This is a genomic window from Streptomyces sp. NPDC052016 (assembly GCF_044548445.1).
Taxonomy (GTDB): domain Bacteria; phylum Actinomycetota; class Actinomycetes; order Streptomycetales; family Streptomycetaceae; genus Streptomyces.
This window is the reverse complement of sequence record NZ_JBIUBX010000028.1, coordinates 22,131-36,606: the sequence shown is the minus strand read 5'-3', so window position 1 is coordinate 36,606 and position 14,476 is coordinate 22,131. Positions and strand designations below refer to the sequence as shown.

The window sequence follows — 14,476 nt, the reverse complement described above, 5'->3', positions numbered from 1 at the left end:
CTGCCTGGCCTGCGGGAACATCGTCTCGCACCATCGGGTTGGAGCAGATGTCGGCGTTAGCGGGGTCAGGAGGCCATCGACGGTGTCGGCAGTTGGAATGAGCGGTCCCCGCTTGCGGGACTAAGCTGCGGAAGGACAGGGAGGGGAAGTTCCCCCCACTGCCTGACCGCTCTGAGGAGCGATTAACGATGTTCGAGAGGTTCACCGACCGCGCGCGGCGGGTTGTCGTCCTGGCTCAGGAAGAAGCCCGGATGCTCAACCACAACTACATCGGCACCGAGCACATCCTCCTGGGCCTGATCCACGAGGGTGAGGGTGTCGCCGCCAAGGCCCTTGAGAGCCTCGGGATTTCGCTCGAGGCGGTCCGCCAGCAGGTGGAGGAGATCATCGGCCAGGGCCAGCAGGCCCCGTCCGGGCACATCCCCTTCACCCCCCGTGCCAAGAAGGTCCTGGAGCTGTCGCTCCGCGAGGCCCTTCAGCTGGGCCACAACTACATCGGCACGGAGCACATCCTGCTCGGCCTGATCCGTGAGGGCGAGGGCGTCGCCGCCCAGGTCCTGGTCAAGCTGGGCGCAGATCTGAACCGCGTGCGGCAGCAGGTGATCCAGCTGCTCTCCGGTTACCAGGGCAAGGAGACCGCCACCGCCGGCGGGCCTGCCGAGGGCACCCCCTCGACGTCCCTGGTCCTCGACCAGTTCGGCCGGAACCTCACCCAGGCCGCTCGTGAGTCCAAGCTCGACCCGGTAATCGGGCGCGAGAAGGAGATCGAGCGGGTCATGCAGGTGCTGTCCCGCCGTACCAAGAACAACCCGGTGCTGATCGGTGAGCCCGGCGTCGGCAAGACCGCCGTCGTCGAGGGCCTCGCCCAGGCCATCGTCAAGGGCGAGGTGCCCGAGACCCTCAAGGACAAGCACCTCTACACCCTGGACCTCGGCGCGCTGGTCGCCGGCTCCCGCTACCGCGGTGACTTCGAGGAGCGCCTGAAGAAGGTGCTCAAGGAGATCCGCACCCGCGGCGACATCATCCTGTTCATCGACGAGCTGCACACGCTGGTCGGTGCGGGTGCCGCCGAGGGCGCCATCGACGCGGCTTCCATCCTGAAGCCGATGCTGGCCCGCGGTGAGCTGCAGACCATCGGTGCGACCACCCTGGACGAGTACCGCAAGCACCTGGAGAAGGACGCGGCCCTGGAGCGCCGCTTCCAGCCCATCCAGGTCGCCGAGCCGTCCCTGCCGCACACGATCGAGATCCTCAAGGGTCTCCGTGACCGGTACGAGGCGCACCACCGCGTCTCCATCACCGACGAGGCGCTGGTCCAGGCCGCCACCCTGGCCGACCGGTACATCTCGGACCGCTTCCTGCCGGACAAGGCGATCGACCTGATCGACGAGGCCGGTTCCCGGATGCGCATCCGCCGGATGACCGCTCCGCCGGACCTCCGCGAGTTCGACGAGAAGATCGCCGGCGTCCGCCGTGACAAGGAGTCCGCGATCGACTCGCAGGACTTCGAGAAGGCCGCCTCCCTCCGCGACAAGGAGAAGCAGCTCCTGGCCGCCAAGGCCAAGCGGGAGAAGGAGTGGAAGGCCGGCGACATGGACGTCGTCGCCGAGGTCGACGGCGAGCTGATCGCCGAGGTCCTCGCCACGGCCACCGGCATCCCGGTCTTCAAGCTGACCGAGGAGGAGTCCAGCCGTCTGCTCCGCATGGAGGATGAGCTGCACAAGCGGGTCATCGGCCAGAACGACGCCGTCAAGGCGCTGTCGAAGGCGATCCGCCGTACCCGCGCGGGTCTGAAGGACCCCAAGCGTCCCGGTGGTTCGTTCATCTTCGCCGGCCCGTCCGGTGTCGGTAAGACCGAGCTGTCCAAGGCGCTCGCCGAGTTCCTCTTCGGTGACGAGGACGCGCTGATCTCCCTCGACATGTCGGAGTTCAGCGAGAAGCACACGGTGTCGCGTCTCTTCGGTTCGCCCCCCGGCTACGTGGGCTACGAAGAGGGCGGCCAGCTGACCGAGAAGGTCCGCCGCAAGCCGTTCTCCGTCGTCCTCTTCGACGAGGTGGAGAAGGCCCACCCGGACATCTTCAACTCGCTGCTGCAGATCCTGGAGGACGGTCGCCTGACCGACTCCCAGGGCCGGGTCGTGGACTTCAAGAACACGGTCATCATCATGACGACCAACCTCGGCACCCGGGACATCTCCAAGGGCTTCAACCTGGGCTTCGCGGCCTCGGGTGACACGAAGACCAACTACGAGCGCATGAAGAACAAGGTCTCGGACGAGCTCAAGCAGCACTTCCGGCCCGAGTTCCTCAACCGCGTCGACGACGTGGTCGTCTTCCCGCAGCTGACCCAGGCCGACATCCTCCGGATCGTCGACCTGATGATCGGCAAGGTGGACGAGCGCCTGAAGGACCGGGACATGGGCATCGAGCTCTCCCAGTCCGCCAAGGAGCTGCTCGCGAAGAAGGGTTACGACCCCGTGCTCGGTGCGCGTCCGCTGCGCCGCACCATCCAGCGCGAGATCGAGGACTCCCTCTCCGAGAAGATCCTCTTCGGCGAGCTGCGCCCCGGTCACATCGTGGTCGTGGACACCGAGGGCGACGGCGAGGCCGCCACCTTCACCTTCCGGGGTGAGGAGAAGTCGGCGCTTCCGGACGTCCCGCCGATCGAGCAGGCGGCCGGCGGTGCCGGGCCGAACCTGAGCAAGGACGCGTAGCCGTCACGGCCCCAGCGGGGCCACGTGAGAGGGGCCGGTGCTTTCGGGCACCGGCCCCTTTCGCATGCCTGAAAGGAGCCGCGACTACGACAACTGCCCGTCGTAATCCGGCAGCTTGAACGTCTTCTCGGCGTGGCCGCCCGACAGGTCGGTGGCGCTGTTGCCGATGTTCGCGATGATCGTGTAGCCCTTCTTCTCGATGTCGACGCGCTGAGCGGTCTTGTAGACGGCGACATCCTTGAACAGGTCCAGGAAGCCGCGGACGTAGAGCCCGGAGACCCGATAGCCGACGTTCCCGAGGTTGTAGTCGGTCACCCCGGCGATGATGCCCGGGCGGGCGGTGACGAAGAAGAGCGAGACGCCGTGCTCCTGGGCGTACTTGGCGACGTCCAGGACCGGCTTGTTGGCCGGCTGCGGGTAGCTGAAGCCGAAGTCGGTCTCCAGCGAGGTGTTGTCGATGTCGAGGACGATCGCCTGCTTCTCGCCGGGCTTCGTGGCGGCGATGCGCTGCTTCAGGTAGGGCAGGGCCTGGTTCATCACGGCCTGGCAGTCCGCCTGCCAGGTGGCGTAGTCGACGTCCTCCGCGGCGGCGGTGGCAGCGGCCGTGGCGACGGTGGAGGTGCCGGTGGACGTGCCGGTGGCCGGCGCGGCCTGGGCGCCGGCCGGGACGGTCATCGCGGCGACGGCCGCCGTGGCCGCGGCGGTGAGGGCGATGCGGCGCGTCCAGGTGCCTCTGCTCATGGTGTGGGGGTCCTCTCGCGTCCATGGCGCTGCGGATGTCGTGGGCATGCTCATCGAGATGCTCATCGAGGGGAATGGCTTGAGGGCAACCAGCGGGTTACTGGACGGTAGAGGAGCTTGAGAGCCCCGTCACACCCCCGTGCATGCATCGTGACGCGCGCCACAACCCGCAGTGGGGGCAAGGGAGTAGCCCCCGTCACATCGCGAAGTCCCTTGAGCGGGGTGGCTCGTGACGTGCCGCACAGGACCTACGTCACGTACTACACGGAGTAGTACTGAGGGCGATTCGGACAAAAGGGAATTGCGCCTCTGTTGCCGGCCAGGCCGCAGGCCCCCTGCGTGCTGCGGGGCCGAATCGGCGGAAAGAGCGGACTGTCAGGAAGTGTCGGTTTTGGGAGGGGAGTACTAGTTTCGGTCGTAGGTCACACGTTTGAGGCTTTGTGGGTGCTCGGGTTACCAAGGTGAGGCCCCATCCGGCGGACGTCCGAACGTCGGGTGGTTTTCTCTGTCACCGGCCCCCATGAGGTTTCGATGTTCCAGCGCGTCACGTTCCGTTCCGCCCGTACGTCCCTGCTCCGCTCCCGCGTGGCCGTCGGGGCCGCCGCCCTCGGCGCCTCGGTCGTGCTGGGGACCGGAGTGGCGTCCGCCGCCCAGCCCGCCGCTCAGCCCGCCGCCCAGCCCGCGGTGAAGGCCGCCGCCGCCACCTCCTGGGTCAAGCCGGTGGCGCACTACACGAAGTCCGCCAGCTTCCACCAGGCCGGCGCCATGTGGCAGTCCACCCACAGCGGGCAGGACTTCGCCGTCCCGAACGGCACCAAGGTCATGGCCGCGCACGGCGGCACCGTGGTCAAGGCCGGCGGCAACGGCGCCGGTGACGGTCCCGCCTACGGCAACGCCGTCGTCATCAAGCACGGCAACGGCACGTACTCGCAGTACGCCCACCTGTCGCGCGTCGACGTGAAGATCGGCCAGATCGTCAAGACCGGCCAGCGCATCGCCCTGTCCGGCAACACCGGCAACTCCAGCGGCCCGCACCTGCACTTCGAGATCCGTACGACCGCCAACTTCGGCTCGGCGATCGACCCGGTCTCCTTCCTGCGGGGCAAGGGCGTCAGCATCTGACCCGGCTCTGTCTCAGAGCCTCCGGCACGGCTCTGATCCAGCAGGGCGCCTGACACGGCTCTGGTGGGGCAGGACGCCGCCGGACGCGGCGGCCCCGCCCTGGGTCACGTGCCCTGGTGGGCCTGGGTGACCAGATCGACGGCGACCTCGAGGATGGCTTCGCGCTTCTCCTCGGGGTCGCCGTCGAGGTCGTGCAGGAAGTGCATGCCGGCGTGCAGCGTGATGAGGGCGCTGACGCAGCGGACCTGGTCGGCCAGGGGTGCGTCCGGGTCGATGATGATGTCCCGCAGGCCGCTCATACGGTCCTTGAAGGAGTCACCGATCCGCAGCTCCCGGACGGTCGCCTGGTTCTCCTGCATGAAGCGGAAGAGCGGGGCGGCGTCGGTGAGGATCTGGCTGTAGCGCCGAAGGATCTCCCGCTTGGTCTCCAGCGTGTGCGGCTGATCCTTGCCCCACTCGATCAGGTTCTCGATCGGCTTCGTCAGATCCGCGAAGATGCTGACGATGATCTCTTCCTTGGTCTTGAAGTGGTAGTACAGGGCCGCCTTGGTGACCTCCAGACGCTCCGCGATCTCGCGGAGTGAGGTCTTCTCGTAGCCCTGCTCGGCGAAGAGTGCGAGCGCCACGTCCTGGATGCGCTGGCGGGTGTTGCCGCGCCGCTGCTGCCTGGTGCCGTCCATGGTGACGTCCATCCTCGTACTCCGCGGGCTTCCGCGGAAATCCCGTGCCGTTCGGTAAGAAGAACTTACCTGCCGCCCGGCCGGAACTTACTTGACGCCCGGCTAGTTGCCGGTCTACTTTCCCAGCGTAGTGAACTAGCCGGTCGGCAAGTAAGTTGGCGGCCTGGGGGAGTGGGAACGATGGCGGACACAGCAACGGATGAGCCGGGCACCGGCACACCCGACGGACAGCCGAAGAACGTACGGGTCGTGATCCTCGCACTGATGATCACGATGATGCTCGCGATGCTCGACAACATGATCATCGGCACCGCGATGCCCACGATCGTGGGCGAACTCGGGGGCCTGGAGCACCTGTCGTGGGTGGTGACGTCATACACCCTCGCCACCGCCGCCTCCACACCTATCTGGGGCAAGCTCGGCGACATGTACGGGCGCAAGGGCGCCTTCCTGAACTCGATCGTGATCTTCCTGATCGGATCGGCGCTGAGCGGCATGGCCCAGGACATGGGCCAATTGATCGCCTTCCGCGCCGTGCAGGGCCTGGGCGCCGGCGGTCTGATGGTCGGTGTCATGGCGATCATCGGTGACCTGGTTCCGCCGCGGGAGCGCGGCAAGTACCAGGGCATGATGGCCGGCGTGATGGCCATCGCCATGATCGGCGGACCCCTCGTCGGCGGCACCATCACCGACCACTGGGGCTGGCGCTGGGCCTTCTACATCAACCTGCCGCTCGGCGTGGTCGCCCTGGCTCTCATCACCGCCGTCCTGCACCTGCCGAAGAAACGGTCCCAAGCGCGCATCGACTACCTGGGCGCCGCACTGCTCACCATCGGCATCACCTCCATCGTGCTCGTCACCACCTGGGGCGGCACGGAGTACGCCTGGGGCTCCGCGCGGATTCTGGAGCTGACCGGAATCGGCGTCGCCGCGCTGGTCGGGTTCGTCTTCTGGCAGACCAGGGCAGCCGAGCCGATCGTGCCCCTGCACATCTTCCGCAGCCGCAACTTCACGCTGATGTCCCTCATCGGCTTCATCACCGGCTTCGTGATGTTCGGCGCGACCCTCTTCCTGCCGCTGTACCAGCAGTCCGTGCAGGGCGCGTCCGCGACCAACTCCGGGCTGCTGCTCCTGCCGATGCTCGGCGCGATGCTCGTGACCTCGATGGTCGCGGGCCGGATCACCACCAGCAGCGGCCGCTACAAGGCCTTCCCGATCGTCGGTGGCGCCCTGATGATCGTCGGCCTCTACCTGCTGTCCACGATGGACACCGGTACCTCCCGCCTGACCTCCGGTGTCTACATGGCCGTCGTGGGCCTCGGCATGGGCTGCCTGATGCAGATCACCATGCTGGTCGCGCAGAACAGCGTGGAGATGAAGGACATGGGCGTCGCCTCCTCGTCGACCACCCTCTTCCGTACGCTCGGCTCCTCCTTCGGCGTCGCGATCATGGGTGCGCTGTTCAACAGTCGGGTCGAGGACGTGATGGCCGAGCGGGCCGGCGCACTGGGCTCGCAGGTCACCGAACAGTCCGCGCAGCTGGACGCGGCCAGCCTCGCCAAGCTGCCGGCGGCGGCCCGGGAGGCCTACCAGTACGCGGTGTCCGACGGCACCCACGCCGCCTTCCTCCTCGGCGCGGTGGTGGCCGTGATCGCGCTGGTGGCGGCCGTCTTCGTCAAGGAGGTGCCGCTGCGGGGAGCCGGCCCGAAGCCGGAGGGCGCCCCGGACGGCGCCGCCGCGTCGAAGGCCCCGGTGGTGGAGGCCGTCTGACCCGGTGACCAGGGGATGCCGCCGCCCGCCGGCAGGGGACGGCGGCAGGCCCGGAACCGCACATCGAAAGGCCCCCGGGGAGCGTCCGCCCCGGGGGCCTTCCGGAGGTGACGGGCCTGGTCGGGGCCGTGTCACCATCGACCCATGGACAAGACGCGGCAGTTGCGGCTGGCCAAGGACGCCATGGACCGCGACTGGTCCGACCCGGAGCTCGACCTGGACGCGGTGGCCGCCCACGCCGGCTACTCCCGCTACCACTTCGTCCGCGCCTTCAAGGAGACGTACGGCGAGACGCCCGGCCAGTATCTGACCCACCGCCGTATCGAGCGGGCCGAGGAGATGCTGCGCAGCGCCGACCTGTCGGTGACGGAGATCTGCCACCTCGTCGGTTTCAGCAGCCTCGGCACCTTCTCCACCCGCTTCAAGACCCGCACCGGGCTCACGCCCACCGAGTACCGGGCCACGCACGTCGGACGCGGGGCCGCGCTCATCCCCGGGTGCTACGCCATGCTGTGGGCCGGGGGCTTCCCCAGCGCAACATTGAGGAAGCGCCCCGCATCCGGCTCTGCCTACGGTGACGGACGGGAACCGAACCCATCCGACTCCGACGGGAGAGCAGAGCCATGATCAAGGGCCTGGGCATCACCACCGTGTGGACCTTCGACCAGCAGCGCACCAAGGCCTTTTTCACCGAGAAGCTCGGCTTCGAGGTGCGCACCGAGCTCGCCATGGGCGACATGCGCTGGGTCACCGTGGGGGCCAAGGACCAGCCGGACGTCGAACTGGCCCTGATGAGCCTGGACGGTCCGGGCCTCGACCCCGAGTCCTCCGAGGCGCTGAAGAAGCTGGTCGCCAAGGGGGTCATCGGTGCCGGTGCCTTCCGCACCGACGACTGCCGCGGAGACTACGAGACCTTCAGCGCGCGTGGTGTGGAGTTCGTCCAGGAGCCGCAGGAGCGCCCCTACGGCATCGAGGCGATCTTCCGTGACGACAACGGCAACTGGTACTCGCTGACCGAGCGCAGTGAGGAGCTCGACTTCTCGAAGGACTTCGGCTGAGGCTGCCGGCGCGGCGCGGCGCGGCGCCGCGCGCGGGGCTCCTACTGCCCCGGCAGCGGCAGCATCGGATAACTGCCCGTGTTCGTCGGCGCGTGCTCGGGCAGCCACAGGACGGCGACGGCGCCCTCGGCGGGTATGTGCTCCGGTGACGCGACGGGCCGTACGTTGCGGAAGGTCAGGCGGGCGCCGAGGACGCGGGCCTGGCCCGCGGCGATGGTGAGGCCGAGTCCGTGGCCGTGGCCGGCGCGGTCGCTGCTGCCGGTGCGGAAGCGGCTCGGGCCCTCGGCCAGCAGGTCCTCGGGGAAGCCGGGGCCGTGGTCGCGGACGCGGATGACCCGGCCCTCGACGGTGACCTCGACCGGCGGTTTGCCGTGCCGGGCCGCGTTCGCGAGCAGGTTGAACAGCACGCGCTCCAGGCGCCGGGGATCGGTGGTGACCATCGACTCGTGCACCACGCGGACCTCGACCTCCGGGTCCTTGGCCGCGACGCGCCGGCTGACGAACTCGCCCAGCAGGATGTCCTGCAACTCGGCGCGCTCCGAGGCCCCGTCGAGCCGGGCCACCTCCAGGACGTCCTCGACGAGGGTGCGCATGGCCTTCGCCCGGTCCAGGACCAGCTCCGTGGGCCTGCCCGGCGGCAGCAGCTCGGCGGCCGTGAGCAGTCCCGTCACGGGCGTCCGCAGCTCGTGCGCGATGTCGGCGGTGACCCGGCGCTCGGCGTCCAGCCGCTGCTGGAGCGCGTCGGTCATGGCGTCCACCGCGCTCGCCAGGTCGTCGGTCTCGTCGCGGACGATCCCGCCGATGGCTTCCCGTACCCGGACGTCCGTCTCGCCCTTGGCGACCTGGTTCGCCGCGGCGGCCGCCTTGCGCAGCCGGCGGGACAGCTGCCCGCCGATGAGCACACCGAGCGCGCTGCCGCCGAGGACGACCGCGATGGAGCCGATCACCAGGGCCTGGTCGAGGTCGTAGAGGATGTCGGTGCTGCGGTCGGTGAAGCCGGTGTGCAGGGAGAGCACATGGCCGTCCTTGACCGGTACGGCCGCCCAGATGTCCGGCGGGCCGCCGGCGCGGTCGGAGACGAAGGTGGCCCGGCGGCCCTCCGCGACCTTCTTCCGCAGCTCCGGCGGCAGGTTCGGGTCGTCGAGCTTGATGCTGGGGAAGTTGGTGCGCCCGGACGCCTCGTAGGTGCGCTGGGCGATCCGGACGCGCTCGTCCGCCAGGTCGCGCGCGTTGTCCAGCATGGACACCCGGGCCGCGTTGTGCACGACCAGGCTCAGGGCGACCGCCACCAGGGCGCCGACCAGCGCGATGGCCGCGCTCAGCTTCCACCGCAGGCCGGTGCGGATGCCCGCGCGCTCGACACGGGCCGGAACCAGGTGCCGCAACATCACCCGCATACCCCGTCCCGCTCAGGCCTTCAGCTTGTAGCCGAAGCCGCGGACCGTCTCGATGCGGTCCTGGCCGATCTTGGTCCGCAGCCGCTGCACATGGACGTCGACGACGCGGGTGTCCCCGCCCCAGCCGTAGTCCCACACGCGCTCCAGCAGCCTGTCCCGCGACAGGACCGTGCCCGGGGCCGAGGAGAACTCCAGCAGCAGGCGCATCTCGGTCGGGGTGAGCGCCACCGGCTGCCCGGCCCGGCGCACCTCCATGCCCTCGGTGTCGACCTCCAGGTCCCCGAAGGTGAGCACAGCGCCCGAGGCGTCGGCACCCGGCTCGCCCCGGTCCCCGCCGCCCGCGTGGCCGAAGCGGCGCAGGACCGCCCGGATCCGGGCGACCAGGACGGCGCCGTCGAACGGTTTGGTCACGTAGTCGTCGGCGCCCGCCTCCAGACCCAGGACGACGTCGATGGAGTCGGCGCGCGCGGAGAGCATGATCACCGGCACGGTGGACTCGTCGCGGATGCGCCGGCACAGGCTCACGCCGTCCAGGCCGGGCACCATGACGTCCAGCAACGCGATGTCGGGACGGTCGGCCCGGAACGCCTCCAGGCCGGACAGGCCGTCGGGCATCGCGGTGACCACGAAGCCGTCCCGCTCCAGGGCGAGCTGGGTGGCCTCGCGGATGACATCGTCGTCCTCGACGAACAGGACGTGGGTCTGGTCTGCCATCCCGGTGCTCTCAGTCCTCGTGGTGTCGGTCGTACGTCTGTGTCACAACTGCCGGATCGCTGGTGGATCACGGCCGTTCGCTGTCGGTTCGCTGTCGGTGCGCCCCTTCATGGGACGCGCGCAGCGCGTGGTGCGTTCACTCGTTCATCGGTCCGGGCGGCCCGAACGGTTCACGCGGGGCGAGATTCCTTCGCGAGCGGTTGGTCAGCCGCCCTCGGGCGCCGGCGTGGCGTCCTCGCCGGCGACGCTGCTGTAGTCGTTGTGCCAGCTGTACTCCTTGACGAAGCGGTCCGTGGCCCAGCGGTACGTGATCACGTTCTCGCCGGACGGGCTGGAGACCGCGTCGCCCTTCTCGTACACCTGCTGGGTGACCACGAGGTCGCCGCGGTCTATCTCCGCGTAGACCGGCGGTTCCTCCGCCTTGAACACGTTCGCGTACCGGCCGTCCGCCTCCCGGTACACGTACGAGCCGACACCGACCGCGTCGCCGCAGGTCAGCACGTTGACGACGATGTCGTCGCCGGAGCCGCCGGTGAGGTCGCCGTAGGACACGTCGACCGGGTACCTGTCCCCGGCGCACGGCTTCAGTCCGCGCTTGACCTCCGCGGAGACCGCGGGGTCGTCCTTGACGAGCCGGACGGCGTCCACGCGGGCGGGCGTGTCGGTCGGAGCGGCCGACGGAGAGGCCGTGGCGGCGCCCGCGACCGCGTCGGCGTGGGCGGGCCCCTCGTCACGGGCGCCCGTGCCGCCGGTGGCGCACGCGGACATGAAAAGGGCGAGGGCGGCGAGCACGACCGCCGCCGTGATCGCCGCCTGGATGGTGCCTCGGGCCGGTGTGGGCCCGGCCTCGGTCAGGCCGCCGCGCAACGCTCCCGCTCCTCACGCTCCAGCGCGCGTGCGTCCAGATCGCGGGCTTCCAGCTCCTCGCGGAGCCGGGCGAGCGCCCGGTGCAGCGTGCTCTTGACCGTTCCGGCCGACATGCCGAGGGCGGCGGCCGTCTCCTCCGTGGACATCTGCTCCCAGTGTCGCAGCACGACGACACTGCGCTGCTTCGGAGCAAGCACCTTCATCGCGTCCATCAGCAGAGCGCGGTCCGCGTGCTGCTCGGTGGAGTCGTCCACGGAGGCGTCCGGGAGCTGCTCGGTGGGGACTTCCTCCAGCTTGCGGGCACGCCACCACTCGGTCCGCGTATTGATCATGACCCGGCGCAGGTAGGCGTCGGCGAGCCGCTTGTCCGCGATGCCCTCCCAGCGGCCGTACGTCCGTGCCAGCGCCGTCTGGAGCAGGTCCTGCGCGTCGACCGGGTCCGGCACCAGTCGGCGGGCGCTGCGCAGCAGCGCGTCCTGCCGGGTACGGACGTACTCCTCGAACTCGAGCACCTCGCCCTGCGTCATGGTCAACCGCCTCCGTGTCCCCGTTCCGGCGGCTCTCGCCGCCGGTTCCTGCCTGTAGGTCTGTGGCCCTCGTGTCCCTGCCGGGCACGGGAACGAAGCTACGGAGGTGTTGTCACGGCACTGTCCGAGGGAGCCTGCGGCTAGCCCTCGGCTGTCCGTCGGTTGTGTAACGGACGCAGGTTCGGGGTAAGACCCTGCGCCGAATGATGCGTGTATGGGGTGGTTCGCACGGGCGGCGGGTGTGACGAAGGCTCGGCGTGAGCCGTGAGACCACCCGCGCGCCTGTGATGTGACGGTGTGCCGGCGGCCGTGCACGCCGGATCACAGCGGCCGTGTCGACCCGGTCGCGGCGGCCGTGTACGACGAGGTCGCGGTGACCTGTCGACCCGGTCGCGGCGACCGTGCGAGTCGGATCACGGTGGCCGTGTCGACCGGGTCCGGGCGGACGGTGTGTCAGGTCAGGGGCAGGCGGTACAGACCGCCGGGCAGCGGCTCCACCAGACCGTCCGCGACGAGACCGTCCAGGGCACGCGCCCGTTGCACCGGCTCGTGCCACACCCGGTCGAGGGCCACCTGCGGCACGGGCGCGTGCGCGTCCCGCAGCACGGCGAGCAGCTTGCCGCGTACCTGCCGGTCCGTACCGGCGTACGTCTGGCCCCGGCGCGGCGGACCGTCGTGCTCCGGCTTGCCGGCGAGCCGCCACGCGCACTGCGCGGCGATCGGGCAGTGGTGACAGGTCTCGTTCTTCGCCGTGCACACCAGTGCGCCGAGCTCCATGGACGCGGCGGCCCAGCGGGCGGCGGTCCTCTCGTCCTCGGGGAGCAGGGCGCGGGCCAGCTTGCGCTCGGCGGCCGTGGTGGCGTTCGGCGGGTACTGCACGCCGGTCACCGCGCGCGCGAAGACGCGGCGCACGTTGGTGTCCAGCACGGCGTGCCGCTGGCCGTAGGCGAACGAGGCGACGGCGGCGGCCGTGTACTCGCCGATGCCGGGCAGCGCCAGCAGCTGCCCGTGGTCCGAGGGCACGTCGCCGCCGTGCCGCTCCGTTATGGCCACCGCGGCGCCGTGCAGCCGCAGGGCACGGCGGGGGTAGCCGAGCCGGCCCCATGCGCGGACCGCCTCACCGGGGGCCTCGGCGGCCAGGTCGGCGGGGCGCGGCCAGCGCGCGAGCCACTGCTCGTAGACCGGCAGGACGCGGTTCACGGGCGTCTGCTGGAGCATGAACTCGCTGACCATCACGCCCCACGCGCCCGCCTCGGGGCGCCGCCAGGGCAGGTCGCGGGCGTGGTCGTCGAACCAGTCGATGACGGGGGAGTGCAGATGCGTGCCGGAGGGCTGCCCGGCAGGGGGTCGGTCGGTCGTCGCGGGGGGCGGCTGCTCGTCGAGGAGGGGGCCGGAGACGGCGTCGGCGTCGGCGGGGCTGCTGTGCGGGGGCTTCGTGGGCGCAGTCATGGCCCTTCGATCCTGCCATGCGGACCGGTGCACACGCGCGTACCGCCACCCGGCGGCGTGGGGCGCGGTGGCACCCTGGCGGGCGCGATTCCTGGCGACCCGTAGCTATGGCCAGAGGTGCAAGCGACGCGAATGCGAAAGATCAGGTTGGTCACGGACCGTGGCGACAGCCTCCGGATCGTCACGTCCTGCGACCGGCCGGGTGTGCCGCGCGGGCACAAGTCGGCGGCGGGGACGCCGTGTCCAGGATGATGATCCGGAAAAGTTGTGATCGTGGCGGCGGGTGGGGCCAGGGAACGCGGCGATCTCTCGTACAGTTTGCGCCGTGGGATCTCTGCGCAATCCGGTCGGGCCGCTTCCCTCCTCCATCTACTGGCGACGGAGGGTCGTACTGCTGTCTGTGGTCGCCCTGTTGGCGCTGCTGATCACCTGGATCGTCACCGCCGGCGGAGGTGGTGGGAAGAACGGCGCGGACGGGTCCAACGGCAAGAACCCCGCGCCCTCCATCACGCCGGGGCCGTCCGGATCCGGGCCCGCCATCAGCCAAAACCCGGGCGGGCGCGACGAGTCGGGCGACGAGGACTCCGGCGGGTCCGGTTCCGGCTCCGACACGGGATCGGGCGACGGCGCGGGGTCGGGCGACGCCGACGCGGGCAGCGGCGGCGGTTCGGCGGGGGCCGGTGGGTCCGGTGGGTCCGGCGGCTCGGGTGGCGGCTCCGTCGGCAGTGGTTCGTCCACGGCGCTGCCCGCGGGGACCACCTTGCCCAACTGCACCGCCAGCGTCGTCACGTTGAGCCTGCGCAGCGTTCGCAACACGTACGCGCCGGACCAGAAGCCCACGTTCCAACTGACCGCGAAGAACTCCTCCACCAGCGACTGCAAGGTCGATCTCGGGCCGGAGAACGCCGTTCTGACGATCACTCAGGCAGATGGTGAGGACGACTACTGGTCCTCCGCCGACTGTCCCAAGGTGTCCGGGAGCGTGCTGTACCGCGTGCCGGCGGGTGGCACCTTCACCTACACCCTCGTCTGGGACCGCAAGCCGAGCGCGCCGGAGTGCGCGACGCCTCCGGCGGGGGTGGCCGGCGCCGGGACGTACCTGGTGGAGGCGAAGGCGCCGGGGTTTGCGAAGGCGCAGACGTCGTTCGTGCTGGACAACGACTGAGGCACGGCCGGGAGCGGCAACCACTGCGACGGCAACCACTGCCACCGCGACGACTGCAACGGCAACCACTGCAACGCGGCCGGCAACGACCGAGGCGGGCGGATGCCGACCGGGCGGGCGACGAGGACTGGACCCCGGCCGGGAACGATCGAGGCGGGCCGATGCCGACCCGACGGGCCTGGAACGACCGAGTCGGACCGCGTCATGACCGACGGGCTGCGTCAGGGCTGACGGGATGCCCGGGGGGTGGCTGGTGCGGCGAGCCCGGCGCC

Annotated in this window: 13 protein-coding genes; 6 read left to right on the top strand and 7 right to left on the bottom strand. The window is 70.1% G+C overall.

The window, feature by feature from the left end:
• Positions 1 to 188: 188 nt before the first annotated feature.
• On the top strand, positions 189 to 2,714 hold the full coding sequence (locus ACIHAR_RS30590) for an ATP-dependent Clp protease ATP-binding subunit (protein ID WP_365461534.1): 2,526 nt from the start codon (positions 189 to 191) through the stop codon (positions 2,712 to 2,714).
• Positions 2,715 to 2,798: 84 nt separating this feature from the next.
• Here the strand turns inward: ACIHAR_RS30590 and ACIHAR_RS30585 are convergent, their stop codons facing one another.
• Positions 2,799 to 3,455: an HAD family acid phosphatase gene (locus ACIHAR_RS30585; RefSeq protein WP_400022716.1), complete on the bottom strand. Its 657-nt coding sequence runs from the start codon at positions 3,453 to 3,455 to the stop codon at positions 2,799 to 2,801.
• Between the two features lie 531 nt (positions 3,456 to 3,986).
• Here ACIHAR_RS30585 and ACIHAR_RS30580 point away from each other — a divergent pair.
• Positions 3,987 to 4,577 carry a M23 family metallopeptidase gene (locus ACIHAR_RS30580; RefSeq protein WP_400022715.1) on the top strand — a complete coding sequence of 197 codons (591 nt, stop codon included), beginning with the start codon at positions 3,987 to 3,989 and terminating at the stop codon, positions 4,575 to 4,577.
• A 104-nt stretch (positions 4,578 to 4,681) separates the two neighbouring features.
• On the opposite strand, the gene ACIHAR_RS30575 is transcribed toward ACIHAR_RS30580, so the two are convergent.
• On the bottom strand, positions 4,682 to 5,269 hold the full coding sequence (locus ACIHAR_RS30575) for a TetR/AcrR family transcriptional regulator (RefSeq protein ID WP_400022714.1): 588 nt from the start codon (positions 5,267 to 5,269) through the stop codon (positions 4,682 to 4,684).
• Between the two features lie 168 nt (positions 5,270 to 5,437).
• Between ACIHAR_RS30575 and ACIHAR_RS30570 the strand changes: the two genes are divergently transcribed.
• The 3 genes from ACIHAR_RS30570 (at position 5,438) to ACIHAR_RS30560 (ending at position 8,085) form a co-directional block, all read left to right on the top strand.
• Positions 5,438 to 7,027 (top strand): MDR family MFS transporter, encoded by a 1,590-nt coding sequence (locus tag ACIHAR_RS30570; RefSeq protein ID WP_400022713.1) that lies wholly within the window; start codon positions 5,438 to 5,440, stop codon positions 7,025 to 7,027.
• Positions 7,028 to 7,171: 144 nt separating this feature from the next.
• Positions 7,172 to 7,654 (top strand): helix-turn-helix transcriptional regulator, encoded by a 483-nt coding sequence (locus tag ACIHAR_RS30565; RefSeq protein ID WP_365461524.1) that lies wholly within the window; start codon positions 7,172 to 7,174, stop codon positions 7,652 to 7,654.
• Positions 7,651 to 8,085, top strand: coding sequence for a VOC family protein (locus ACIHAR_RS30560; RefSeq protein ID WP_365461522.1), 435 nt, complete (start codon positions 7,651 to 7,653; stop codon positions 8,083 to 8,085). Before ACIHAR_RS30565 ends, ACIHAR_RS30560 begins: the two co-directional genes overlap by 4 nt.
• Positions 8,086 to 8,126: 41 nt before the next feature.
• Here the strand turns inward: ACIHAR_RS30560 and cseC are convergent, their stop codons facing one another.
• The 5 genes from cseC to ACIHAR_RS30535 form a co-directional block, all read right to left on the bottom strand.
• A complete protein-coding gene (cseC, locus tag ACIHAR_RS30555) occupies positions 8,127 to 9,482 on the bottom strand; it encodes a two-component system sensor histidine kinase CseC (RefSeq protein WP_400022712.1) in 1,356 nt (451 codons plus the stop codon).
• Positions 9,483 to 9,494: 12 nt separating this feature from the next.
• Positions 9,495 to 10,196 carry a two-component system response regulator CseB gene (gene cseB / locus ACIHAR_RS30550; RefSeq protein WP_365461518.1) on the bottom strand — a complete coding sequence of 234 codons (702 nt, stop codon included), beginning with the start codon at positions 10,194 to 10,196 and terminating at the stop codon, positions 9,495 to 9,497.
• A gap of 204 nt (positions 10,197 to 10,400) precedes the next feature.
• A complete protein-coding gene (locus ACIHAR_RS30545; protein WP_400022711.1) occupies positions 10,401 to 11,063 on the bottom strand; it encodes a hypothetical protein in 663 nt (220 codons plus the stop codon).
• Positions 11,048 to 11,590: a SigE family RNA polymerase sigma factor gene (locus ACIHAR_RS30540; RefSeq protein ID WP_365461514.1), complete on the bottom strand. Its 543-nt coding sequence runs from the start codon at positions 11,588 to 11,590 to the stop codon at positions 11,048 to 11,050. The genes ACIHAR_RS30545 and ACIHAR_RS30540 overlap by 16 nt, the downstream gene beginning before the upstream one ends.
• Before the next feature lie 453 nt (positions 11,591 to 12,043).
• Complete coding sequence (locus ACIHAR_RS30535) at positions 12,044 to 13,039, bottom strand: A/G-specific adenine glycosylase (RefSeq protein WP_365461512.1); 996 nt, start codon at positions 13,037 to 13,039, stop codon at positions 12,044 to 12,046.
• Positions 13,040 to 13,364: 325 nt separating this feature from the next.
• Here ACIHAR_RS30535 and ACIHAR_RS30530 point away from each other — a divergent pair, with 325 nt between their 5' ends.
• Positions 13,365 to 14,204: a hypothetical protein gene (locus tag ACIHAR_RS30530; RefSeq protein WP_400022710.1), complete on the top strand. Its 840-nt coding sequence runs from the start codon at positions 13,365 to 13,367 to the stop codon at positions 14,202 to 14,204.
• Positions 14,205 to 14,476 lie beyond the last annotated feature (272 nt).